The 23,128-nt window shown below is 61.7% G+C and carries 17 protein-coding genes; 3 read left to right on the forward strand and 14 right to left on the reverse strand.

What is annotated here, in order from left to right; genetic code table 11:
- Nucleotides 1-127: 127 nt before the first annotated feature.
- The gene (locus ACXX9E_RS08505; RefSeq protein WP_123470987.1) at nucleotides 128-1,402 is read right to left on the reverse strand and encodes an Hsp70 family protein; all 1,275 of its coding nucleotides are present in this window, start codon (nucleotides 1,400-1,402) and stop codon (nucleotides 128-130) included.
- 292 nt (nucleotides 1,403-1,694) lie between these two features.
- Here ACXX9E_RS08505 and ACXX9E_RS08510 point away from each other — a divergent pair, with 292 nt between their 5' ends.
- Complete coding sequence (locus ACXX9E_RS08510) at nucleotides 1,695-2,645, forward strand: DnaJ C-terminal domain-containing protein (protein WP_123470989.1); 951 nt, start codon at nucleotides 1,695-1,697, stop codon at nucleotides 2,643-2,645.
- A 22-nt stretch (nucleotides 2,646-2,667) separates the two neighbouring features.
- Nucleotides 2,668-2,973, forward strand: coding sequence for a chaperone modulator CbpM (locus ACXX9E_RS08515; RefSeq protein ID WP_123470991.1), 306 nt, complete (start codon nucleotides 2,668-2,670; stop codon nucleotides 2,971-2,973).
- Nucleotides 2,974-3,161: 188 nt separating this feature from the next.
- On the opposite strand, the gene ureC is transcribed toward ACXX9E_RS08515, so the two are convergent.
- From ureC to urtA, 11 genes are all read right to left on the reverse strand, one after another.
- Entirely contained in the window at nucleotides 3,162-4,862 is a 1,701-nt protein-coding gene (gene ureC / locus ACXX9E_RS08520) for an urease subunit alpha (protein ID WP_123470992.1), read from the reverse strand.
- Nucleotides 4,863-4,985: 123 nt separating this feature from the next.
- On the reverse strand, nucleotides 4,986-5,291 hold the full coding sequence (locus ACXX9E_RS08525) for an urease subunit beta (protein WP_123470994.1): 306 nt from the start codon (nucleotides 5,289-5,291) through the stop codon (nucleotides 4,986-4,988).
- The gene (locus ACXX9E_RS08530; protein ID WP_123470995.1) at nucleotides 5,288-5,824 is read right to left on the reverse strand and encodes a GNAT family N-acetyltransferase; all 537 of its coding nucleotides are present in this window, start codon (nucleotides 5,822-5,824) and stop codon (nucleotides 5,288-5,290) included. The genes ACXX9E_RS08525 and ACXX9E_RS08530 overlap by 4 nt, the downstream gene beginning before the upstream one ends.
- 5 nt (nucleotides 5,825-5,829) lie before the next feature.
- On the reverse strand, nucleotides 5,830-6,363 hold the full coding sequence (locus ACXX9E_RS08535) for a GNAT family N-acetyltransferase (protein WP_123470997.1): 534 nt from the start codon (nucleotides 6,361-6,363) through the stop codon (nucleotides 5,830-5,832).
- A gap of 9 nt (nucleotides 6,364-6,372) precedes the next feature.
- Complete coding sequence (gene ureA, locus ACXX9E_RS08540) at nucleotides 6,373-6,675, reverse strand: urease subunit gamma (protein WP_003221215.1); 303 nt, start codon at nucleotides 6,673-6,675, stop codon at nucleotides 6,373-6,375.
- A gap of 650 nt (nucleotides 6,676-7,325) precedes the next feature.
- Nucleotides 7,326-8,165: an urease accessory protein UreD gene (locus tag ACXX9E_RS08545; RefSeq protein WP_458555283.1), complete on the reverse strand. Its 840-nt coding sequence runs from the start codon at nucleotides 8,163-8,165 to the stop codon at nucleotides 7,326-7,328.
- Between the two features lie 43 nt (nucleotides 8,166-8,208).
- Nucleotides 8,209-8,907, reverse strand: a complete 699-nt coding sequence (gene urtE, locus ACXX9E_RS08550; RefSeq protein WP_128616172.1) for an urea ABC transporter ATP-binding subunit UrtE — start codon at nucleotides 8,905-8,907, stop codon at nucleotides 8,209-8,211.
- 116 nt (nucleotides 8,908-9,023) lie between these two features.
- Nucleotides 9,024-9,893: an urea ABC transporter ATP-binding protein UrtD gene (gene urtD, locus ACXX9E_RS08555; protein ID WP_123471002.1), complete on the reverse strand. Its 870-nt coding sequence runs from the start codon at nucleotides 9,891-9,893 to the stop codon at nucleotides 9,024-9,026.
- The gene (gene urtC / locus ACXX9E_RS08560; RefSeq protein ID WP_123471004.1) at nucleotides 9,890-10,969 is read right to left on the reverse strand and encodes an urea ABC transporter permease subunit UrtC; all 1,080 of its coding nucleotides are present in this window, start codon (nucleotides 10,967-10,969) and stop codon (nucleotides 9,890-9,892) included. The genes urtD and urtC overlap by 4 nt, the downstream gene beginning before the upstream one ends.
- Nucleotides 10,969-12,471, reverse strand: a complete 1,503-nt coding sequence (urtB, locus tag ACXX9E_RS08565) for an urea ABC transporter permease subunit UrtB (RefSeq protein WP_458555284.1) — start codon at nucleotides 12,469-12,471, stop codon at nucleotides 10,969-10,971. The genes urtC and urtB overlap by 1 nt, the downstream gene beginning before the upstream one ends.
- Nucleotides 12,472-12,936: 465 nt before the next feature.
- Complete coding sequence (urtA, locus tag ACXX9E_RS08570) at nucleotides 12,937-14,202, reverse strand: urea ABC transporter substrate-binding protein (RefSeq protein ID WP_123471008.1); 1,266 nt, start codon at nucleotides 14,200-14,202, stop codon at nucleotides 12,937-12,939.
- A gap of 308 nt (nucleotides 14,203-14,510) precedes the next feature.
- Between urtA and ACXX9E_RS08575 the strand changes: the two genes are divergently transcribed.
- Entirely contained in the window at nucleotides 14,511-19,343 is a 4,833-nt protein-coding gene (locus ACXX9E_RS08575; RefSeq protein ID WP_458555285.1) for a DUF4329 domain-containing protein, read from the forward strand.
- 54 nt (nucleotides 19,344-19,397) lie between these two features.
- Here ACXX9E_RS08575 and ACXX9E_RS08580 read toward each other — a convergent pair whose 3' ends face one another.
- Both ACXX9E_RS08580 and ACXX9E_RS08585 read right to left on the reverse strand, forming a co-directional pair.
- A complete protein-coding gene (locus ACXX9E_RS08580) occupies nucleotides 19,398-20,771 on the reverse strand; it encodes a PepSY-associated TM helix domain-containing protein (RefSeq protein WP_186747493.1) in 1,374 nt (457 codons plus the stop codon).
- A 153-nt stretch (nucleotides 20,772-20,924) separates the two neighbouring features.
- Entirely contained in the window at nucleotides 20,925-23,045 is a 2,121-nt protein-coding gene (locus ACXX9E_RS08585; protein ID WP_186747491.1) for a TonB-dependent copper receptor, read from the reverse strand.
- Nucleotides 23,046-23,128 lie beyond the last annotated feature (83 nt).

The following is a 23,128-nucleotide window of genomic DNA, read 5'->3' on the forward strand; positions in this document are numbered from 1 at the left end:
GTGGCGAGGGGATTTATCCCCGCTGGCCTGCGCAGCAGGCCCCTGCTTTCAAAAGTCGGGGGCCGCTTCGCGACCCAACGGGGATAAATCCCCTCGCCACAAATGCTCTTCGCCACAGCGATTGTGATCAGGCCATTGCGCCGTAACGCTTCATCGCCTCAATCGCCAGACCGCTGCCGATGCTGCCAAAGATGTTGCCTTCGACATGCCGTGCGTTCGGCAACATCGCCGAGACGCTGTTGCGCAGCGCCGGAATGCCGCTCGAACCGCCGGTGAAGAACACCGTATCGACCTGACCCACCGACACGTTGGCATCGTTCAACAGCTGCGTGACGCTGCCGCGCACGCGCTCAAGCAGTGCGTCGATGGACGATTCGAACAGGGCGCGGCTCAGCTCAACGCTCAGGCCGGGCTCGATCCGGTCCAGCGGCACATGGCGGCTGTCGGTGTGGGTCAGCTGGATCTTGGTTTCTTCGACTTCCATCGCCAGCCAGTGGCCGGCACGCTGTTCGATCAGCTTGAACAGGCGGTCGATACCGCCGGTGTCTTCGATGTCGTAACGCATGCTGCCCAGCGCCAGGGTGGATTTCTGCGAGTAGACCGAGTTGATGGTGTGCCAGGTCGCCAGGTTCATGTGGTGGCTGGTCGGCATGTAGGCGCCGCTCTTCATGCGGCTGCCGTAGCCGAACAGCGGCATCAAACCTTGCAGGCTCAGCTGTTTATCGAAATCGGTACCGCCGATGTGCACGCCGCCGGTGGCGAGGATGTCATCGTGGCGGTTGTCCATGCCGCGACGTTCGGGCGACAGGCGCACCAGCGAGAAGTCCGAGGTACCACCGCCGATGTCGACAATCAGCACCAGCTCTTCTTTTTCGATGGTCGACTCGTAGTCGAAGGCCGCAGCGATCGGTTCGTACTGAAACGACACGTCCTTGAAGCCGAGCTTGCGCGCCACTTCGACCAGGGTGTCTTCGGCTTCCTGGTCGGCCAGCGGATCGTCATCGACGAAGAACACCGGGCGACCGAGGACCACTTGCTCGAATTCCCGACCGGCGGCGGTTTCGGCGCGGCTCTTCAGTTGGCCGATGAACAGGCCGAGCAGGTCCTTGAACGGCATCGCGGTGCCGAGGACGCTGGTGTCGTGCTTGATCAGCTTGGAGCCCAGCAGGCTCTTGAGCGAGCGCATCAGCCGGCCTTCGTAGCCTTCCAGGTACTCGTGCAGCGCCAGGCGACCGTACACCGGGCGACGTTCCTCGATGTTGAAGAAGACCACCGACGGCAGGGTGATCTTGTCGTCTTCCAGCGCGATCATCGTTTCCATGCCGGGGCGCAGCCAGCCGACGGTGGAGTTGGACGTGCCGAAGTCGATGCCGCAGGCACGGGCTGGAGAGGCGTCTTTCATGTCTTTCGGTTCCGGTCTAAAAAACGGCCGCGCAGTGTATGTCAGTGCGCGGCAGATTCGAAGGCCGGTCATCTGCTATTTCACGACTAAACTGCCTTGAAAGCCCGGACTTTGCCCCAAACTTGCTGGCATGGGCCGGCAGACACACCGGCGGTCACAAGAACCGTCGCCCACTGCCGATAAACTTCTGCAGCGCCACCCGGTCACAAACTTGAGATCGGTCAACCCGGCACGCGCGAATGAGCGCATGCTGGGCTCGGCGCGAAATCGATAACGGACGGTGATTCCTTCGATGGACTTCAAAGACTATTACAAGATACTCGGCGTGGAGCCGACGGCGGACGACAAGGCGATCAAGGCGGCCTATCGCAAGCTGGCGCGCAAATACCACCCGGATGTCAGCAAGGAAAAAGACGCCGAGGCCAAGTTCAAGGATGCCTCGGAAGCCTATGAAGCGCTGAAAAGCGCCGACAAGCGCGCCGAATACGACGAGCTGCGCCGCTATGGCCAGCATGGTCAGCCGTTCCAGGGCCCACCGGGCTGGCAGAGCCGTGGCGGCTTTGGCGGCGGCGGTGGCGACACCGGCGACTTCTCGGACTTCTTCAGTTCGATCTTCGGCAATCGCGGCCCCGGTTTCGGTGGCGGCGAAGGTCGGCAACAACGCAGTACCGGGCGCCGGGGACAAGACGTGGAAATGGAACTGCCGATCTTCCTCGAGGAGACGCTGGCGAACGAGTCGAAGAAGGTCACCTTCCAGGTGCCGCAATACAACGCCAACGGCCAGCACGTCAGCAACACCAGCAAGAGCCTGAACGTGAAGATCCCGGCGGGCGTGACCGACGGCGAGCGCATCCGCCTCAAGGGCCAGGGTGCACCGGGGATCGGTGGCGGGGCCAATGGCGATCTGTACCTGACCATTCGCTTTGCGCCGCACCCGAAATTCGATGTCGAAGGCGAAAACCTGATCATCACCCTGCCGCTGGCGCCGTGGGAACTGGCGCTGGGCGCTGAAGTGGCCGTGCCGACCCTGACCGGCAAGATCAACCTCAAGGTGCCGGCGGGCAGCCAGAACGGCCAGCGCATGCGCGCCAAGGGTCATGGTTTGAAAAACAAGGCCGGTGAGCGCGGTTATCTGTTCGTGCAGCTCAAAGCCGTGATGCCGAAAGCCTCGGACGATGAGGTCAAGGCGCTGTGGCAGGAACTGGCGAAGAAAGCCGCCTTCAATCCGCGAGAGAACTTCTGATTCGACGACGGAGTAGCCCATCATGAGCAGCCCCCTGATCGTTCAACTGGACTTGGCAGAATTCTGTGAGGCGGCCGATTTGTCGGATGCCTACGTGATCGAAATCGTCGAACACGGCATCCTCGAACCTCAGGGTGCACAGCCCCGGGAATGGCGCTTCACCGATTACGAACTGGCCTTGGCCAAACGTGCGGCGAAATTGCGCCGCGAACTGGAACTGGAGTGGGAAGGCGTCGCCCTGGCGCTGGATCTGCTGGAAGAAGTGCGCGAGTTGCGCGCCGAGAACCGCATGTTGCGCCAGCGCTTGGGGCGATTGGTGGTTGAGTAGATAGCCTGAAAACTTTGTGTCGGTTGATTTGGCCTCATCGCTGGCAAGCCAGCTCCCACAGGGTTTTGGGTTGAAACAGGGATTTCAGTTCGACGCAGAACCTGTGAGAGCTGGCTTGCCAGCGAAGAACGATTACACGGTCATTCTGATTCACCATTGAAAAAGGCCCCGAAGGGCCTTTTTTGTGCTCAAAACAAAAAGTACCGCTGTGCCATCGGCAAGGTTTCTGCCGGTTCACACCAGAGCAACACACCGTCTGCCTTGACCTGATACGTCTGCGGGTCGACATCAATGTTCGGCAGATAATCGTTGTGGATCAGGTCGGTTTTCTGCACGTCACGGCAGCCTTTGACCACGCCGATTTTCTTCTTCAATCCCAACGCTTCAGGCAACCCGGCTTCCTGCGCCGCCTGACTGATAAAGGTCAGGCTGGTGGCATGCAGCGAACCGCCGTAACTGGCGAACATCGGGCGGTAGTGCACCGGTTGCGGGGTCGGGATCGACGCGTTGGCATCGCCCATCAGGCTGGCGGCAATCGCGCCGCCCTTGAGGATCAGCGTCGGTTTCACGCCAAAAAATGCCGGCCGCCAGAGCACCAGATCCGCCCATTTGCCGACTTCCACCGAGCCGACTTCGTGGCTGATGCCGTGGGTGATCGCCGGGTTGATGGTGTACTTGGCGATGTAGCGCTTGGCGCGGAAGTTGTCGTTGCCTGCGCCGTCCTGCGGCAGCGGGCCGCGCTGCTTCTTCATCTTGTCGGCGGTTTGCCAGGTGCGCGTGATGACTTCGCCGACACGGCCCATGGCCTGGCTGTCGGAGCTGATCATCGAGAACGCGCCGAGGTCGTGGAGGATGTCTTCGGCGGCAATTGTCTCGCGGCGGATGCGGCTTTCGGCAAATGCGACGTCTTCGGCGATGCTCGGGTCCAGGTGATGGCAGACCATCAGCATGTCGAGGTGTTCGTCGATGGTGTTGCGGGTGAACGGCCGGGTCGGGTTGGTGGAACTCGGCAGCACGTTCGGGAAACCGCAGGCCTTGATGATGTCCGGCGCATGGCCGCCACCGGCACCCTCGGTGTGGTAGGTGTGGATAGTGCGGCCCTTGAACGCGCCGAGGGTGGTTTCGACGAAGCCGGATTCGTTGAGGGTGTCGGTGTGGATCGCCACCTGCACGTCGTACTGGTCGGCGACGTTCAGGCAATTGTCGATGCTCGCCGGGGTGGTGCCCCAGTCTTCGTGCAGCTTGAGGCCGATGGCACCGGCCTTGACCTGCTCGATCAACGGCTCCGGCAGGCTGGCGTTGCCCTTGCCGGTGAGGCCGATGTTCATCGGGAACGCGTCGGCGGCCTGGAGCATGCGCGCCAGGTGCCACGGGCCGGAGGTGCAGGTGGTGGCGTTGGTGCCGGTGGCAGGCCCGGTGCCGCCGCCGATCATGGTGGTGACGCCGCTCATCAGCGCTTCTTCGATCTGCTGCGGGCAGATGAAGTGAATATGGGTGTCGATGCCGCCGGCGGTGAGGATCATGCCTTCACCGGCGATCACTTCGGTGCTGGCGCCGATGGCGATGGTCACGTCGGGCTGCACGTCCGGGTTGCCGGCCTTGCCGATCGCGGCGATGCGCCCGTCCTTGAGGCCGACGTCGGCCTTGACGATGCCCCAGTGGTCGATGATCAGCGCGTTGGTGATCAAGGTGTCGACCACTTCGGCCGCGAGCAACTGGCTCTGGCCCTGGCCATCGCGGATCACTTTGCCGCCACCGAATTTCACTTCTTCGCCGTAGGTGGTGAAGTCCTTTTCGACTTCGATCCACAACTCGGTATCGGCCAGGCGCACCTTGTCGCCGACGGTGGGGCCGAACATGTCGGCGTAGGCTTGACGGGAGATCTTCATTTCCTCGTTCCTCGGAATTGAGCTGCAAGCTTCAAGCTGCAAGCCTCAAGTAAAAGCGAATGTGCGGGCGCCACTAAACTGCTTTCTCTTGCAGCTTGAGGCTTGCAGCTTGAAGCTGCTTTTTTAGAGATCCCCCATGACCCGCCCGGCAAACCCGAACACCCGCCGGTGCCCGGCGTAATCCACCAGCTCCACCTCGCGGCTCTGCCCCGGCTCGAAGCGCACGGCGGTGCCGGCCGGGATATTCAGGCGCATGCCACGGCTGGCGGCGCGGTCAAAGGTCAGGGCGTCGTTGGTCTCGAAAAAGTGATAGTGCGAACCGACCTGGATCGGCCGGTCGCCACTGTTGGCGACTTTCAGGCTGAGGGTGCGGCGGCCGACGTTGAGTTCGATGTCGCCGGGCTGGATCTGGTACTGGCCGGGAATCATGGCCGGGCTCCTTGCAGGATCTTGTAATAGAGGGCGGTCGGGCGATAGGTGCCGTGCGGGTCGCAGGCGTAGTCGGGAATTTCACCGGCGCGGCTGTAACCCAGGGCCTTGTAGAAATCTTCGGCGGGGGAACCGGCCTCGGTGTCGAGGTAGAGCATGCCGCGCTTGTGCTTGGCCGCTTCGAGTTCCAGCGCGCTCATCAATTGCTGGCCGAGGCCGCGTCGGCGGGCGTGTTCGCGCACCAGCAGTTTCTGCACTTCGGCGCGATTGAGACCGTTGGCCTTCTGGCACAGGCTCAGTTGCACGCTGGCCTGCACCTGTTCGTCCTTGACCACCACCCAGAGCAACACGCTGCCCTTGTTCACGTTGTCCTGGACCTCATCGAAATAGGCGCGGGCCTGGGCGGCATCGAGGTCGGCCATGAAGCCGACGCTGGCGCCATAGCCCACCGCATCGAGCAGCAGGTCGATCAGGCCCTGACGATAGTGCGCAAAACTTTCAGCGTTGACGCGGCGCAGTTGGGCAGCGTTCATCGGTATCACTCCTTGTTGGCGTCAGGCGGCTCCGCGCCGGGGTTGAGGGTCAGTTGCATGAACGTCAGGTCGAGCCAGCGACCGAACTTGGTGCCGACCTGCGGCATCTGGCCGGTGATGCTGAAACCGGCGCGCTCATGGAGACGAATGGAGGCGGCGTTGCCACTTTCGATGGCGGCGACCATGACATGTTTGCCGCAGGCCCTTGCCCGTTCGATCAGGGCGCCCATCAATTGCGGGCCAAGGCCATTGCCGCGTTGATCGCTGCGCACATAGACCGAGTGCTCGACGGTATGGCGAAAGCCGTCGAACGGCCGCCAGTCACCGAATGAAGCGTAGCCGAGCACCGCGTTGTCGCCGCCGACGATCACCAGAATCGGATACGCCTGGGCCTGACGCGCACTGAACCAGGCCTGACGGTTGCCGAGGTCGACCGCCGACTCGTTCCAGATCGCCGTGGTGTTGAGCACCGCATCGTTGTAGATGTCACGGATCGCCGGCAGGTCGGCGTGGAGGGCGTCGCGAATCGTGTAAGTCATGGCGCGGCCTCAGACGATCGGTTGGTGGACGGTGACCAGTTTGGTGCCATCGGGGAACGTCGCTTCGACCTGGATCTCGGGGATCATTTCCGGGATGCCTTCCATCACTTGCTCGCGGCTCAGCAGGGTGGTGCCGTAGTGCATCAGCTCGGCCACGGTCTGGCCATCACGCGCGCCTTCGAGCAGCGCGGCGGAGATGTAGGCCATGGCCTCCGGGTAATTGAGTTTCACGCCGCGGGCTAGTCGCCGCTCGGCGACGAGGCCGGCGGTGAAGATCAGCAGCTTGTCTTTCTCGCGTGGGGTCAGGTCCATTGTGTCGTTCCATCAGGGCAGATTTTTGAGGTTCTTGTGGGTGCGGGGTGCCAGTTGGAGCAGCCCCTCACCCTAGCCCTCTCCCGAGGGAGAGGGGACTGATCTCGGTTGTTTTCAATGGCCGGTTCAGTCAGCAGTATTCGTTCAGGCAGTTAATTCATTTCAAACGACTCGCTCACGCTCCCTCTTTCGAGGGAGAGGGGACTGATCTCGGTTGTTTTCAATGGCCGGTTCAGTCAGCAGTATTCGTTCAGGCAGTTAAATTCATTTCAAACGACTCGGTCAGGCTTCCTCTTTCGCGGGAGAGGGGACTGATCTCGGTTGTTTTCAATGGCCGGTTCAGTCAGCAGTATTCGTTCAGGCAGTTAAATTCATTTCAAACGACTCGGTCAGGCTTCCTCTTTCGCGGGAGAGGGGATTGATCTCGGTTGTTTTCAATGGCCGGTTCAGTCAGCAGTATTCGTTCAGGCAGTTAAATTCATTTCAAACGACTCGGTCGGGCTCCCTCTTTCGAGGGAGAGGAGACTGATCTCGGTTGTTTTCAATGGCCGGTTCAGTCAGCAGTATTCGTTCAGGCAGTTAAATTCATTTCAGGCGACTCGGTCAGGCTCCCTCTCCCCCCGGGAGAGGGCGGGGGGTGAGGGGGGCTTTCAGGTGCTCCATATTCTCGGTGACACCGCCTCGCGATCCAGAAGCACCGGCCGCAGCAAACGCCATAAGTCGATGAGCCAGGCGCGGGCGAGCAATGCCTCACTGGCCAGACAACGGGCCACCAACAGCCCCGGCAATTGCGTCAGATCCCCTCGCACTTCGTGGCCCAGCGAGCGGCAGCGCTCAAGCAATTCAGCCTCAATCTCACCGGTGACCAACAACGTCGCAAACACCGGATTACCGTCCAGCCCGATCGGTGAATCAAGCAAGCCGTCACCGCCAACAACGCGCTGGCGCTCGTGCCAGAGCAATCGACCATCACGGCGAATATCCAGATGCGCCTGAAAATGCCCGCGGTCGAAACGTTCGCCGCTGGCCGGGCGACCCAGCGCCACCACATCCCAGTAGAACAGCCGGGCATCGCCTGCCAGTTCAATCGAAGTGCTCAGCTCAGCCTGCGCGGCGCTGTAGACGATGGTTTCCTGCGGCAGCCATTCCAGCGTCGCCCCGGCCGCGACTTGCAAGTCGAGCTTCTGATAAGCCGGCCCACCCGCGCGATACCACTTCGCCGCGCCGGGGCTGGTGATCTGCGCCCAGGCGTGCGCTTCGACGCGGGCGCTGATGTCCAGTCGGTCGCCGCCGGCAATCCCGCCCGGCGGGTGGACGATGATGTGTTGGCAGACTTCAGGACCTTCGGCGTACAGATGCTTTTGCACCCGCAGCGGACCGATGTGCCGACGCTGAACCGGACGCGTGCAGTCGCCGAAGCGGGCGTAGGCCAGCTCCAGCTCGGCGTGCCAGCTCGGGGTAAACAGGGCAGGTGAAACAGTCGAATTCATGGTGTGTGATTATCGTTAGGAAGCTACAGATTAGAACGTTGCCTTAGATCGTGACCAGTCCGCGTACACCCTCGGCCTCCATATTTTCACCGCGACCTTGCTGGACGATCTCGCCCCGGGACATCACCAGGTACTGATCGGCCAGCTCGGCGGCGAAATCGTAGAATTGCTCGACCAGCAAAATCGCCATGTCGCCACGGGCTGCGAGTGTCTTGATCACCGCGCCGATCTCCTTGATCACTGACGGCTGGATGCCTTCGGTGGGTTCGTCGAGGATCAGCAAGCGCGGACGGCTGGCCAGTGCGCGACCGATTGCCAGTTGCTGTTGCTGCCCGCCGGACAAGTCACCGCCGCGACGCTGCTTCATTTGTAGCAGCACCGGGAACAGTTCGTAGATGAAACTTGGCACTTCTTTGGCTTCGCTGCCGGGAAACCGTGACAGCCCCATCAACAGGTTTTCCTCCACGGTCAGCCGTCCGAAGATTTCCCGACCTTGCGGCACGTAAGCAATACCGGCGTGAACGCGCTGGTGCGGCTTGAACGTGGTGATCGGTTTGCCCTCCCAATTCACCGCACCTTCCTTGGCAGGCAACAGGCCCATCAGGCATTTGAGCAGGGTGGTCTTGCCCACGCCGTTGCGTCCGAGCAGGCAGGTGACTTCGCCGACCTTCACATCAAAACTGAGGCCCCGGAGGATGTGGCTACCGCCGTAGTACTGATGAAGTTGTTGGACCTGTAGCATCGGAACTCCGTTAGTTGGGCTTCAAGCCGCGAGCTGCAAGCTGCAAGCAAGAGCAGGACTGTTTATGACTTTGCTTTTACTTGCTGCTTGAAGCTTGTCGCTTGCAGCTGGCCGATTCATCGGCCCAGGTAGACCTCGATCACCCGCTCGTTTTCCTGCACCTGCTCAAGCGAGCCTTCAGCCAGCACGCTGCCCTGGTGCAACACGGTGACGTGGTCGGCAATCGAGCCGACAAAGCCCATGTCGTGTTCAACCACCATCAGCGAATGCTTGCCCGCCAGCGATTTGAACAGCTCGGCGGTGAACTCGGTTTCGGCGTCGGTCATGCCCGCCACCGGTTCGTCGAGCAGCAGCAGTTGCGGGTCCTGCATCAGCAGCATGCCGATCTCCAGGAACTGCTTCTGGCCGTGGGACAGCAATCCCGCCGGGCGATTGACCGAGGTGGTCAGGCGAATGGTCTCCAGCACTTCGCTGATGCGATCACGCTGCTCGCCGCTCAACCGCGCACGCAAACTGGCCCACACCGACTTGTCGGTCTTCTGCGCCAGCTCGAGGTTTTCAAACACGCTGAGGGCTTCAAACACCGTCGGCTTCTGGAACTTGCGGCCAATGCCAGCCTGGGCGATCTGCACTTCGCTCATTTGCGTCAGGTCCAGGGTTTCACCGAACCAGGCCTTGCCGTGACTGGGCCGGGTCTTGCCGGTGATCACGTCCATCAGCGTGGTCTTGCCCGCGCCGTTGGGGCCGATGATGCAACGCAGCTCACCGACGCCGATGTACAGGTTGAGATTGTTCAGGGCGCGGAAGCCGTCGAAGCTGACGCTGATGTCTTCCAGGGTCAGGATCGTGCCGTGCCGGGTGTCGAGGCCCGGGCCGACGCGTTGGCCGAGGCCGATCGAGTCGCGGCTGGTGCCCTCGTCCTTGTTCGGCTCCACCGGAAAAAACGCCGGTTCCAGCATGAATTCGGCAGTGGCTGTCACTCTCATGATTCACCTCGTTTCTTCAGCAGACCAATCACGCCTTTGGGCAGGTACAACGTCACGACGATGAACAGCGCGCCGAGGAAGAACAGCCAGTATTCGGGGAAGGCCACGGTGAACCAGCTCTTCATGCCGTTGACCACGCCGGCGCCGAGCAGCGGGCCGATCAGCGTGCCGCGGCCGCCGAGGGCCACCCACACCGCCGCTTCAATCGAGTTGGTCGGCGACATTTCGCTGGGGTTGATGATGCCGACCTGCGGCACGTACAACGCACCGGCCAGTCCGCACAACACCGCGCTCAACACCCAGACAAACAGCTTGAAACCGCGCGGGTCGTAGCCGCAGAACATCAAGCGGTTTTCTGCATCGCGCAGCGCGGTCAGCACCCGGCCGAACTTGCTCTGCGCCAGGCGCCAGCCGATGAACAGACTGGCGACCAGCAACAGCACCGTGGCCAGAAACAACACCGCGCGGGTGCCTGGCTCGGTGATGCCGAAACCGAGGATCGTGCGGAAGTTGGTGAAGCCGTTGTTGCCGCCAAACCCGGTCTCGTTGCGGAAAAACAGAAGCATGCCGGCGAAGGTCAGGGCCTGGGTCATGATCGAGAAATACACACCCTTGATCCGCGAACGGAAGGCAAAGAAGCCGAACACCAGCGCCAGCAGACCCGGTGCCAACACCACCAGGCACATCGACCAGACAAAGCTGCTGGTGCCGCTCCAGTACCACGGTAGTTCTGTCCACGACAGAAAAGTCATGAACGCCGGCAAGCCATCGCCGGCCGCCTGACGCATCAGGTACATGCCCATCGCATAACCGCCGAGGGCGAAGAACAGGCCATGGCCCAGCGACAGCAAGCCGGCGTAACCCCAGACCAGATCCAGCGCCAGGGCGACGATGGCGTAGCAGAGGATTTTGCCGACCAGCGTCAGCGTGTAGGCCGAGACGTGCAGCGCATTGTCCGGCGCCAACAACGACAGCAACGGCAGGGCGATCAGCAGCGCGAGAATCACCGCACCGACCGCCATCGTGACTTTCGGTCCGGCCTTTTGTGTGGCCGTGACTAACAGAGGCTGATTCATCAGTCGATCACCCGTCCTTTCAGTGCGAAGAGGCCTTGCGGACGTTTCTGGATAAACAGAATGATCAGCGCGAGGATCAGGATTTTGCCGAGCACCGCACCGATCTGCGGTTCAAGAATCTTGTTGGCGATACCCAGGCCGAACGCGGCCAGCACGCTACCGGCCAGTTGCCCGACACCGCCGAGCACCACCACCAGGAACGAGTCGATGATGTAGCTCTGGCCGAGGTCCGGACCGACGTTGCCGATCTGGCTCAGCGCCACACCACCGAGGCCGGCGATGCCCGAGCCGAGTCCGAAGGCGAGCATGTCCACGCGCCCGGTTGGCACACCGCAGCAGGCGGCCATGTTGCGGTTCTGGGTGACGGCGCGGACGTTGAGACCCAGACGGGTTTTGTTCAGCAGCAGCCAGGTCAGTACCACCACGAACAGGGCGAAGGCGATGATCACGATGCGGTTGTACGGCAGCACCAGATTCGGCAGCACTTGAATGCCGCCGGACAGCCACGCCGGGTTTGCCACTTCGACGTTCTGCGCGCCGAACAGCAGGCGCACCAACTGGATCAGCATCAGGCTGATGCCCCAGGTGGCGAGCAGGGTTTCCAGCGGCCGGCCATAGAGGTGACGAATCACCGTGCGTTCCAGTGCCATGCCGATCGCCGCCGTGACAAAGAACGCCACCGGCAGCGCGATCAGCGGATAGAACTCGATGGCTTGCGGGGCATAGCGCTGGAACATCAACTGCACGACGTAGGTCGAGTAGGCGCCGAGCATCAGCATCTCGCCATGGGCCATGTTGATCACCCCGAGCAGGCCGAAGGTGATCGCCAGACCGAGCGCGGCGAGCAGCAGGATCGAGCCGAGGGACATGCCGCTGAACGCCTGCCCCAACACTTCGCCGATCAACAGTTTGCGTTTGACTTGGGCGAGGCTGGTTTCGGCGGCCGTGCGCACACCGCCATCGCTTTCGACGCCGGGTTCGAGCAAGCCTTCGAGGCGGGTGCGGGCCAGTGGGTCGCCGGTTTCCCCGAGCAGGCGCACGGCGGCCAGACGCACTGCCGGGTCGGTATCCACCAGTTGCAGATTGGCCAGGGCCAGGCTCAGGGCATCGTGCACGCCGGGGTCTTTTTCGCCGGCCAGTTGCTGGTCGAGGAATTTCAGCTGCGCGGGTTTCGCGCTTTTCTGCAATAGCTGCGCGGCGGCCAGACGGATTTTGGCGTCGGCGGCGAGCAATTGGTGGCTGGCCAGCGCGGTGTCGATCAGACCTCGCAGGCGGTTGTTCAGGCGCAGGGTTTTTGGCTGGCCGTCGATCGTCAGTTCGCCTTGTTGCAGGGCATTGATCAGCTCGACACGCGCCGGCTCGGGCTGCGCGGCCCAGGCTTCCAGCAGTTTGGCTTGTTGCACGGGGTTGGCGGCGACGAAGTCTTCGGCGTCGCCGGCAAAGGCAGTCATCGGCAACAGCAGTGCGATGATCAGAAACAAGCGGTATATGGCAGTGGGCATTAGTGGTGTCCTGTTCAACCGCCCCCTCACCCTAACCCTCTCCCGGAGGGAGAGGGGACTGACCGAGGTGTCTGGGCGATGTACTGTGACCTGCAAATTCGAGTCGAACTCAGGCTTCGAAAAGCATGAAGATCGGCTCCCTTTCCCCCTCTCCCTCTTGAAACTGAGGGGACTGACCGAGGTGTTTTGGACGATGTGCTGCGACCTGCAAATTCGAGCCGAACTCAGGCTTTGAAAAGCATGAAGATCAGCTCCCTTTCCCCCTCTCCCTCATGCAATCGAGGGGACTGACCGAGGTGTCTGGGCGATGTACTGTGACCTGCAAATTCGAGTCGAACTCAAGCTTTGAAAAGCGCGAAGATCGGCTCCCTTTCCCCCTCGCCCCCTTGGGGGCGGTCCGACGTTTCGGGAGGGTTGGGGTGAGGGGGAAAGGATCTCCGCCCCACCTCAAAGCCCAAGTCGGACTCAGTTGCTCTTCACCGCATAATCCGGCTTCTTGTCGTTGCCCTGAATGAACGGGCTCCACGGTTGCGCACGGATCGGCCCTTCGGTCTGCCACACCACGTTGAACTGACCGTCGCTCTGGATCTCGCCGATCATCACCGGTTTGTGCAGGTGGTGGTTGGTCTTGTCCATGGTCAGGGTGTAGCCCGACGGCGCGGCGAAGGTCTGGCCGGCCAGCGCTTCGCGGACCTTGTCGACATCCGTGGACTTGGCTTTCTCCGCCGCCTGCGCCCACATATGGATGCCGACGTAAGTGGCTTCCATCGGGTCGTTGGTCACCGCTTTGTCGGCGCCCGGCAGGTTGTGTTTCTTCGCATAGGCCTTCCAGTCCGCGACGAACTTCTTGTTCACCGGGTTCTCGACGGACTCGAAGTAGTTCCACGCTGCGAGGTTGCCCACCAGTGGCTTGGTGTCGATGCCGCGCAGTTCTTCTTCACCCACCGAAAACGCCACCACCGGTACGTCGGTGGCCTTCAGCCCCTGGTTGGCCAGTTCTTTGTAGAAGGGCACGTTGGAGTCGCCGTTGACGGTGGAGATGACCGCAGTCTTGCCACCGGCGGAGAACTTTTTGATGTTGGCGACGATGGTTTGATAGTCGCTGTGACCGAACGGGGTGTAGACCTCTTCGATGTCCTTGTCGGCGACGCCTTTGGAATGCAGGAACGAGCGCAGGATCTTGTTGGTGGTGCGCGGGTAGACGTAGTCGGTGCCGAGCAGGAAGAAGCGCTTGGCGCTGCCGCCTTCTTCGCTCATCAGGTATTCCACTGCCGGGATCGCTTGCTGGTTGGGCGCGGCGCCGGTGTAGAACACGTTCGGCGACATCTCTTCGCCTTCGTATTGCACCGGGTAGAACAGCAGACCGTTCAGCTCTTCAAACACCGGCAATACCGACTTGCGCGACACCGAGGTCCAGCAGCCGAACACCACCGCGACCTTGTCCTGGGTCAGCAACTGCCGGCCCTTTTCGGCGAACAGCGGCCAGTTGGATGCAGGGTCGACCACCACCGGTTCGAGCATCTTGCCGTTGACGCCGCCCTTGGCGTTGATCTCGTCGATGGTCATCAACGCCATGTCTTTGAGTGAGGTTTCGGAGATCGCCATGGTGCCGGACAACGAATGCAGAATCCCGACCTTGATGGTCTCGGCGGCCTGGACAGTCCAGGTCATGCCCATCGCGGCAATGGATGCCGAGAGTGTGAAAGCCTTGATCAAACTGCGACGCTTCATTGTGCGATCTCCATGAACATTTAATTTTTCTGGTTGGCAGATGCGGACGACTGAAGGGAGGTTTGCAAGGGCTGTGCCCGGTCGGGATCCAACATGAAAATGCCGTCGCAGAGCGGTTGGGCGACGCCGCTCGCGCACCAGCAACGGACACGCTGAAGGCCGTGGTGCGCTTGTATGCGCCAGATTGGGGCCAGTGGGCGGCTACAGAATTGGACACTGAAACGATAACCCTGCATCGCATGGTCCGGGCAGCGAGGCGACACACTCGTTCGCCAGTCATCCCGAATTCTTTCAGCAGGATCTTTATCATGAACGATGTGTCAGGACGCACCGAACGCGCCGCAACCCCCTCCGGCAGAACCAGACTGCCGCCACTCAGTCCGGGATTTCTCACGCAAGAGGATGCGGCGTACTGGGTGCATACGAGGATTCCGCTAAAGGCGAAAAAGGAATACGGCAGCTTGATTCTGCTGCGACCGGATGGAAAGTTCGTCGCCAGTTCACCTGTGCCCGGAGACGCAACCACCTTCGATATGAGCGTCCTCATCGACTTCGATGCCTCCGGCGATCTCCAGCCGCCAGCAGGCTATCGTTTTGCCGCAAACGTCCACAGCCATGTCGCGTTACACGCAGAGGTTGGCGAGGCTTATCCAGAGCTGGATGAGATGGGGCTGCGGCTGTTCGTCAATTTCTTTTCCGACGTCGACTTTATGGGCGATGTCGACGGCCGGGCCTGGTTTCGCAGCGCCTATCTGTCCGGGCCTGACGGGACATTGCTCAAGTACACTGCCAGTGGTTCAGAGGCGGAGCGTGAGTATTACCGTTGGCATGAAGCAGGCGCGCGGCCGGGCCGTGAGCCATGGACGCGTGACGCGTTGAGCATCATCAATAAACTGGCCATGCTCGGTGAGCTGAAAGTCCTTGTGTCGAATGCCGACTGGGGGTACTCGGTGGGCGTCGTACCGCCTGACTGGCAACGCGGGCAGGGATTTTCCACGGGTAGGGTGACTGAGTTGCCGCTGATGACGCGCGTTTGCGTCAGCGCCGATCGGGCCGTGCTCGCTGCGTTGAAATCCAGAGGTGCGCAGACCGCCGGGCTGGTACTGAAAAAACTCACTGGCGAAGAGTATGTCGCGACCCATGCGCGTGCGGCCGGGCTGTCCGCATGGGACCCGCAGAAAATCTTTCCGGTGGGCCGTGACGGGAAATTGAAACTCCCCACAGGCTATGCGCTCGAGGGTTTTTACTGCGCCTCCCGGCCGGATCCTGTGCGCACATCCCCTGCGCAGGCGTGGCTGTACGAGAACTTCTTCACACCGCAGGAAATGGCACTGGCCATTGCAAGTCGTGGCCGCGCCCGGCATCTGGCGGCGCCCGACAGGCCGTTGGCGTCGTACCTGCAGACCCGTGATGCCGCGATGTTGAAGTACACCTTCAGCGGCGATCCGGTCGAAACCGCAATGAGCATCGAGCAAGCCGATGGCAGCGTCACCGATCCGGGACTGCAATCGAGGTTGCTGGCCGGGACACTGCGACCGCGTGAGTTCGTGTCGATCCTGGTGATCAGTGGTCGGCTGGACGTTCTGCGAGGCAGTGCGCTGTGGCCGCGGCTGGGGCGCGTAGATCTGCAATGGCAGCCCTTTGCGAATTTCCCCTGGCCAGGTCTGAGTGATGACTTCCTCTCGGCCGAGGATGCCGTTCGATATGCACACGAACAAGTCGGCAATCGGCGTGATCGTACATTTGTCGGTTACGTCTTTCAGCGCAGCGCCGACGAGCGCTTCGTGGTCACCGAACCCCTCGCGGGTGACATTGAGACGCTTGCCTCGGGCGGTCTTTATCCGCGGGACCATCATGGGCAGACCATTTTTCCCGATGACCATGTGCTGCGCGGTCGATATGTGTCGCACGGGGCGCTGTCGCAGCTCGAACCGGTGGTGATTGACAGTTTCAAGTGGACGCACGAAGAAGCGGCCCTGAGCCTGCAGATGTTGAATGTCGATGAGGTCCGGCAGGCATGGCTCGACAAAACTGCGCTTTATGTCTCAGGGGCGGCGAGCAGTCTGCTCAGGTATGAACTGTCCGAGGGCGCCAGTGGCCGAGAGCTTGCCGCCCGTTTGGGGACACGTGAAAATCCCGGTTCGCTGGCGTTGAAACTTGCCAGTGGTGAACTGCGACCGCAGGACTTTGTCCGCCAGCAAGCAGCGGCCGGCCGGTTGACGGTGCTGCTCGACAACCCCCTGTGGGGATATCGCGGTGATGTACCTGCAAACTGGACCATGATGGCGGTGCCGTTGGCAGGAACATCCGTGCCGACCACGCCGGCCCCTGCACTGCCCGATCAACTGCCGGCTCCCCCCGCCATGCATCCGAACAGGCCATTGGACCTATCGCCGATTTTCTCCCGTGGCGAATTTCTGTCGACATCGACGCTTGCCTGGAAACGCCCTGACAGGGTCGCCTGCGGAGCGGTTTTTCCTTCGGCGGATGAGGCGGCGCAGGATCAATCCGCGCGTGCTGCGCATTTGCAGGACGAAACCCGAGCGTTGTTCGGATTTATCCTCAAGCATCGCGAACGGGAGGAGTACGTCGCCACTGAAGGGGTGCCCGTCAACGGCCGTGGCGACAATCTGTTTCAACTGGGGACATTGTTTGGCATAGGGCTTTCAGAGCCCGGCTACCACTACCCGGACGGCTTCAGTCTGTACGGCAACTTTTACGTGCACCATGAGGTGAACGGTCTAGCCAGCGGGACAAGCGCGTGGCTGGCACGGCATTTCATTTCACCGGATAACCTGACGGTGGCGATGTACTACTCGCCCAGTCGTCCGGTGCGCCCCTCTGGTCTGCCCGCCGCGTTGTATATCAGTACTCAGGACGGTGCCCTGTTGAAGTACGTAAGAAGCAGCGCGAGCAAGCTGTTCCATGACGATCTCTCCAGCCGGAGACTTGAAACCATCAAGCAAGACCTGGCATCAGGTCAGTGGCAGCCAGTGGACTTCGTCCATGAGGTTGCCGGCAGCGGTGAACTGTCTGTCCTGCGCACGAGCCTGTGTTGGGACCGGGTCGGACGGGTCAGCAGTGCCTGGAAACCTTTCGCGAACCTCGAGCGTCGCTGGCTCGGCCCGGTGTTCCAGAGTGCTGACGATGCGGCGGTACATGCCCGTCTGCAAGTGCCGGCCTCCGCCGACGGTCCTTATGGCGGAGTGATTCTGAAAACCGCCGAAGGCCTGTTCGTTGCCACGCTGCCGATCAAGGTGTCCCGGGAAAATTTCGATGTCACCGAGGTGTTCCCGTACGAAAGTATCAGCGCCGGACTGGCTCCGGCAGACTGCTACATCGTTGCACGTTACCGCTCGAGAGTCCGGCGAGAACTGTCGGTGATTTTTTCCGGACCCGACAAGCAGCTTTACCTGAATATGCTGTCGGTCGACACCGTCTACTCGGCATTCAACCGCACGATGACGGGGACGTGGGACGAATACCTGTTCGCGCCCGACGGTTCGTTGATTCGCTATCAGGCAGGCCTTTGGGACCGCGTGCTCGCCGACCTGTCACTATCCCTGACCGACACCGGCCATGTGCCTCCTTCGCTTGATGCCGAGACCGTCAGGCAGCGCATCCGCAGCGGCGCATTGAAGATGAATAAATGGGTCGGCTCGCTGGCCGAGTCCGGTTATTTGCACGTGGTGGTCGGCAGCGATATTTGGGGCGCGCCCCGTCATGTCACTCGCTGGGTGCCCTTCGCTGCGGATTTGCTGCCCATTGCCGATTACCACAAAGCCACCCATGCACCGGTCTGCAGTCCATTGTTCATTCAGGCCGATGCCGCCGCCACGTATGTTCATGAGGCGGTCGTGAGCCGCGATACGCTGACCTTCGGTTTTATCCTGCGCTCCGAGAGCAATGCGTTCATTGCCAGCCTGCCGATTGCGGCGCAGGGTTCGCGGCTGGCGCTGGACCGGGTCTTCGAGCAGGGGCGGATACGCTACGGTCATGGGCTGGAGGCTATTTATCTGCGTGCATCCTTTCCGCCGTTGGGCGCGCGGCACAATGACGTGCGCAGTGTGTTTCTTTCACCGACCGATGTCTTGCAAGCCTGCCGACGGGCCAACACGCCCCAGGGCTATTTACCCATCTACATTTCCTGCGCCGACGGGGCACTCTTGAGATTGCAACTGCATGCCTTCGAACCCGGTGAGTTCTACGACAGGCACGGGCAGATCGAATTGCGCCCCAACACGTTCGATTCGCCCGCGCAGGCGGCGAACGATGAGCGTGACATGGCCAAAGGCACGTTCGTGCTTGCCGATTACGTGCGTCGAATGGCCCGGGCGGGCAAGCTCGAAGTGCTGCAAACCAGCGAGTATTGGTCGCGCCTGGGCTGGATTCGCGAGGAAAGAGAACCTGTCGAGGGCGAGACTGCCGACGATGAAAGATGGCGCAACCATCCGGAGCCGGCGTTGGGGCCGGTGTTCCATCACGCCGACGATGCCGCCCGCCATGCTGGTAGTCGAACCGGCGAACCGGTCATCGACCGAGGGTACGAAGGGGCGATACTGGCGCACAGCACGAGCAATCGCTTTGTCCCGCTCGAACCGGTTGCCGTTTCGGCGCGTCAAAGCCGCCCGCTGGCACGGATATTCCGCGCCTCCACGGATCCGTCGACCGGTTGGCGCAACCCCGCCCCGCGATACCCTGAGGGCTTTTCCCTGGTTGCCAGTCATCAACTGCACCTGTCCGGGAACACCTCGCTTGGTGTCGATTCGGAGCACGTGCAGGCCAACTTCGCCTCGCCGGCTCAGCTACAGGCGCATACCCATCAGCTCAAGGATCAGGGTTTCGCGATCCAGACCTACTACTTTTCAACGCCCCACGGCGTTTTGCTCAAGTACATCCCGGTCTATACAGCCGCCGAGAGGAAGTTGCTGTCGACCCGGCAGGTGGCGTATGAAAAGGGCCGATGGGTCACACGGCTGAGCCCCGGCGAGTTTATTTCCAGGCTTGGGGCGCTGGGCGAACTGTCAGTACTGGTCGCCGGCCACTACTGGCGCCAGACCGGGCGACAGGGTGCCACCTGGCCGATTGGCCGTCAGCAAACGCCCAGCCCTGGCATTGTTCGCCGCAGGGATGAGTTGTAGGCGCCGATCAAGGCCGCTTGACGCGGGTGACAGGTGTCACCCGCGTGCAAGGGGTCAACCGGGCAGATCTGCCGTTTGCTGACCGAGTCGCGCCAGCAAAAACCGGTCCAGCAACCACACCACCACCAGCGAAGCCCCCACCAACGGAAACACCACCGCCAGCGCGAGCATGATCACCACGCCGGTTTTCCATTTCGGCAAGTCATGGCGCAGCGGTGGTACGCCGAATTTGCCCTGTGGTCGGCGCTTCCACCAGATCACCACGCCACTGACGGCACTGAGCAGAATCATCAGGCAGATCAGCAGCACGACGATCTGGTTGAAGGTGCCGAACATCTTGCCTTCGTGGAGCATCACGCCGATTTCCGTGGCGCGGGCCACCGCGCCGTACTGTTCGAATCGCACATCGGCCAGCACCTTGCCGGTGTATTGATCGACGTGCAGTGTGGCGTCGTTGCGCGGGTCATCGGCGAACACGGCAATGGTGAATACCCCGGTGGCGGTCTTCGGCAGGGTGATGCTGTAGCCCGGCTCGACCTTGCGTTCAATCGCGATGTTCTGCACGTCTTGCAGGCTGATGGCCGGCGCAGCGGGGCCGTGTTGCATGCCGCCGTGGGCCATGTGCTCGGCGTGGTCGCCGGACATCGGCATCGGCGTGTTTTCCATCGCCCACGGCACCGTCTGGCGCGCGGCGTTGTTGAGGCTGCCGGCCTCGACGTCGGAGGTCGGCACGTTGTTCCACATGGCGGCGGGGAACACGTTCCAGACCTGGGCGTACTGCTTGCCCCAGAACCCGGTCCAGGTCATGCCGCTGAGCAGCATCACCAGCAGCAATGCCGCGCCCCAGAAACCGGTGACCGCGTGCAGATCACGCCACAACACGCGCCCGCGGCTGTTCAGGCGTGGCCACAAAATGCCCGCTGCCTGGCCGCGCGGCCACCACAGGAACACCCCCGACACCACCAGCACCACGCCCCAACCGGCGGCCATTTCGATCAGGCGATCACCGACCGTGCCGATCATCAACTCGCCGTGAATGGCACGGGCGATGGCTTGCAGATTCCGCTTGGCATCCTGTTCGCCAAGGATGTCGCCATGGTAGGGGTCGATGAACACGTTGAGTTCGTGTTCAGCGTTCTTGACCACGAACTGCGCGCTGCGCCCGGCGTTGGCCGGCGGCAGGTACTGGGTGATCTGGCCCTGTGGATAGGCGCTTTTCACCCGTTGCAGCAAGTCATCGGCGGGCACGCTGTGGTGACCGACCGGGACGTTGAGCAGGCTGCTGTACATCAGTGAATCGAGTTGCGGTTTGAACAGATAGATGATGCCGGTCAGGGCCAGCATCACCATGAACGGGGCGACGAAGAGACCGGCGTAAAAATGCCAACGCCAGGCCAGGTTGTAGAAATTCGGTTTGGGCTGTTTCATCACGTGTGCTCCGCTTGGCTTGGATCTTTTAGTTGTTCTGCAACCCTTGTGGGAGCGAGCTTGCTCGCGAAGGCGTCGTATCAGGCTGCATCTATGTTGGATGTGCCGTTCCCTTCGCGAGCAAGCTCGCTCCCACAGGGTGGGATTTGACTGTTAGAAGCTCATGTCGACCTTGGTCCAGAGCGTGCGCCCCGGTTCATTGATCGCTTGCGGGTCGTTGGCCGGGTAGCCGAATCCGGCGTTACCCGCCAGGTTCAGGTGTTCGGCGTAAGCCTTGCCGAACAGGTTGTCGACGCCGCTGCTGACCTTCCAGTTTTTGTTGATCCGATAGGCGCCGTTGAGCGAGAAGACGCCAAAGCCGCCGCTCTTGTCGTAGTCCTTGCCGACGACGTTGCCCTTGTTCTGGTCGATGCGGTGTTGCGCCGCGACCACCCGCCACAGCGCCCCGGCGCTCCAGTTGTTTTCGCTGTAGGTGAGGCCGAAACGCGCATCCAGCGGCGGCATTTGCGGCAGGGCTTTGCCATCGCTGCTGTTTTTGCCCCAGGCGTAGGCCAGGGTCGCGTCGGCTTTCCAGTGATCGGTGAGCTTGTACGCCGCACCGAGTTCGCCGCCCATGATCCGCGCGTCGATGTTCTCCGCGCGCGAGCTGCTCATGCCCATCATCGTCGGCGTGTAGTCGAACAGGATGTAGTCGCGCACCACGCCGATGTAGCCCGAAGCCCAGGCTTCAAGGTCGGCATTTTTGTAGTTCACGCCGAAGTCGAGCTGGGTGGTTTTCTCCGGTTTGATCGAGTCGAACGCATTCACCGAACCGGCCGGGCCGGACTTCGGTGAAAACAGTTCCCAGTAATCCGGGAAACGTTGCGCGTGGCCGAGACCGGCGTAGAGGGTGGTCGGGCTGTCAGCCAGGTCGTGCTCGTAACGGACAAATCCGCTGGGCAGGGTGTCGGCACGGGTGTCGTCGGCGGTCGGGTTCGGCCGGCTCATCATTCCGGAACCGGTGGTCTGCCGATAATCCTTGGCCGAAGCGCGGTCGACCCGCACGCCGGTGATCAGGCGATCACGGTCGGCGGCGTACCAGGTCATTTCGCTGAACACGCCGTAGTTATGGAAATCGGCGTCCTTGGTGTACGGCAGGTCCTTGTAGGTGTCGATGCCCATCGCGCTGCGTTGGCGATGTTCGTTGGTCTGTGCGTCGAGCCCGGTGATCAACTGGATGTCGGCCCAGCGCCAGGTCGCCTTGATCCGCGCGCCGAGGGTGCGCCGGTCGACGTTGGACGCCATGGGCCCGGCCATCATCCCGGTGCCGGACGGCGTGCGCAGGGTGTAGTTGTCCATCACGTGGTCGGCGTAGTTGTAGTAGACCTGCGCTTCGAGTTTTTCCAGCACATCCGTGATGTTGGACTTTTCGAAGCGCAGGCCGAGGCTTTCGCGCAGGAACTGCGAACCGTCCATGCCGCGTCCGGCGTAGCGCGCCTCGCCGTCGCCCTTGCCGGCGGTGAGTTCGATCAGGGTGTCGGCGTCCGGGGTCCAGCCGACGGCGATGTCACCGTTCCACTTGTCGTAGCGCGAGGCGACGATGTCATTGTTGCCGTCGCGGTAGTCATCGGAGTGCGCGGTATTGCCGATCACCCGCACGTAACCCAACGGCCCCCCGGCCGCAGCGTCGACGACTTTGTCGAAGCGGCCGTGGGAACCGGCGAGGATACTCGCATTCACTCGCGTACCGAGTTCACCGAAACTCTCCGGCTCACGGTCGAAAAGGACGGTGCCGGCCGACGCGCCGGGGCCGTACAGCACGGTTTGCGGGCCTTTGATCACCGTGAGTTTGTCGTAGGTTTCCGGCGAGATGTACGAGGTGGGCGCGTCCATCCGGCCCGGGCAGGCGCCGAGCATCATGCTGCCGTTGGTGAGAATGTTCAGGCGCGAACCGAACATGCCGCGCAGCACCGGATCACCGTTGGTGCCGCCATTGCGCACCAGGGCGAAACCGGGAATGGTTTTCAGGTAATCACCGCCATCACTGGCCGGCACCGGTTGGCGCGGGTCCTTGGGATTGGTGACGATGGTCAGCGGCGAGCTCGGGGCGAGGGCGGTGATCACCGTTGGACTGAGTTCTTCGTTGTGACCGGCGTGATCATCGGCCAGCACCAGCGGGGACAGCAATACGCCGCAAAGGACGGCGGTAGCGTGCGAGAAACGAATACGCGATGCGTTCAGCGCGAAGGACGCCTGAGCTGCGCTCAAACGTGGAACAGCGGAAAACCTGGACATGACAATTTCCATCAAACAGTCGTAAACGACACGGGCGGCAGCCTGGAGCTGTCTTTTCAACCGTGTGCAATCAAAGGTGCGGT

It is taken from the genome of Pseudomonas sp. GNP014 (assembly GCF_054344005.1).

Bases quoted from the DNA above. Each gene is read 5' to 3' on its own strand.
- urtA (WP_123471008.1), bottom strand. From the start codon at position 14,202: ATGAAGCGTCGCAGTTTGATCAAGGCTTTCACACTCTCGGCATCCATT.
- ACXX9E_RS08510 (WP_123470989.1), top strand. From the start codon at position 1,695: ATGGACTTCAAAGACTATTACAAGATACTCGGCGTGGAGCCGACGGCG.
- ACXX9E_RS08585 (WP_186747491.1), bottom strand. From the start codon at position 23,045: ATGTCCAGGTTTTCCGCTGTTCCACGTTTGAGCGCAGCTCAGGCGTCC.
- urtC (WP_123471004.1), bottom strand. From the start codon at position 10,969: ATGAATCAGCCTCTGTTAGTCACGGCCACACAAAAGGCCGGACCGAAA.
- urtE (WP_128616172.1), bottom strand. From the start codon at position 8,907: ATGCTACAGGTCCAACAACTTCATCAGTACTACGGCGGTAGCCACATC.
- ACXX9E_RS08515 (WP_123470991.1), top strand. From the start codon at position 2,668: ATGAGCAGCCCCCTGATCGTTCAACTGGACTTGGCAGAATTCTGTGAG.
- ACXX9E_RS08535 (WP_123470997.1), bottom strand. From the start codon at position 6,363: ATGACTTACACGATTCGCGACGCCCTCCACGCCGACCTGCCGGCGATC.
- urtB (WP_458555284.1), bottom strand. From the start codon at position 12,471: ATGCCCACTGCCATATACCGCTTGTTTCTGATCATCGCACTGCTGTTG.
- urtD (WP_123471002.1), bottom strand. From the start codon at position 9,893: ATGAGAGTGACAGCCACTGCCGAATTCATGCTGGAACCGGCGTTTTTT.
- ACXX9E_RS08580 (WP_186747493.1), bottom strand. From the start codon at position 20,771: ATGAAACAGCCCAAACCGAATTTCTACAACCTGGCCTGGCGTTGGCAT.
- ACXX9E_RS08545 (WP_458555283.1), bottom strand. From the start codon at position 8,165: ATGAATTCGACTGTTTCACCTGCCCTGTTTACCCCGAGCTGGCACGCC.
- ACXX9E_RS08525 (WP_123470994.1), bottom strand. From the start codon at position 5,291: ATGATTCCCGGCCAGTACCAGATCCAGCCCGGCGACATCGAACTCAAC.
- ACXX9E_RS08530 (WP_123470995.1), bottom strand. From the start codon at position 5,824: ATGAACGCTGCCCAACTGCGCCGCGTCAACGCTGAAAGTTTTGCGCAC.
- ureC (WP_123470992.1), bottom strand. From the start codon at position 4,862: ATGAAGATCTCCCGTCAAGCCTACGCCGACATGTTCGGCCCCACCGTC.
- ACXX9E_RS08575 (WP_458555285.1), top strand. From the start codon at position 14,511: ATGAACGATGTGTCAGGACGCACCGAACGCGCCGCAACCCCCTCCGGC.
- ACXX9E_RS08505 (WP_123470987.1), bottom strand. From the start codon at position 1,402: ATGAAAGACGCCTCTCCAGCCCGTGCCTGCGGCATCGACTTCGGCACG.
- ureA (WP_003221215.1), bottom strand. From the start codon at position 6,675: ATGGACCTGACCCCACGCGAGAAAGACAAGCTGCTGATCTTCACCGCC.